The organism is Amycolatopsis speibonae (genome assembly GCF_042647925.1).
GTDB classification, from domain to species: Bacteria; Actinomycetota; Actinomycetes; order Mycobacteriales; family Pseudonocardiaceae; genus Amycolatopsis; species Amycolatopsis speibonae.
In genome coordinates, this window is sequence record NZ_JBHRWK010000122.1 from 1 (window position 1) to 555 (window position 555).

Annotated in this window: 1 protein-coding gene; it reads left to right on the forward strand. The window is 64.5% G+C overall.

Going from position 1 to position 555, the window contains the following annotated elements:
* Positions 1 to 80: 80 nt before the first annotated feature.
* The coding region (locus tag ACFOSH_RS42395; protein WP_378247192.1) for an IS630 family transposase at positions 81 to 555 on the forward strand (475 nt) is incomplete at its 3' end.

A 555-nucleotide genomic window follows, 5' to 3' on the forward strand; every position in this document is an offset into this window, starting at 1 on the left:
CTAGTGTCCTGCGCCGGAAATGCTGTGACTAAGTCTAGTCTGGGTGGATGGCGCGGACTGGACGACCGAAGGTCGAGTTGGTGTTGACCGCTGATGAGCGGGACACGCTGGAGCGGTGGGCACGTCGGGCGACGAGTGCGCAGGCATTGGCTCTGCGGTGCCGGGTGGTGCTGGCGTGCGCGGAGGGTTTGTCCAATGTGGAGGTTGCGGCCCGGCTGGGGGTGCATCGGACCATGGTGGGTAAGTGGCGTCGCCGGTTCGTTGCCGGGCGCCTGGACGCGTTGATGGACGAGGACAGGCCGGGCAGGCCCGCGTCGATCACAGTCGACCAGGTGGAGGAGGTGATCGTGGCAACGCTGGAGGAGACTCCGCGTAACGCCACGCACTGGTCGCGGACGTCGATGGCGGAGAAGTCCGGGTTGAGCAAGTCGACCATCGGCCGGATCTGGCGCGATTTCGGCCTCAAGCCTCATCGTGCCGAGACGTTCAAGCTCTCCACTGATCCGATGTTCGTGGAGAAGGTCGTGGATGTCGTTGGCCTGTATCACAATCCGC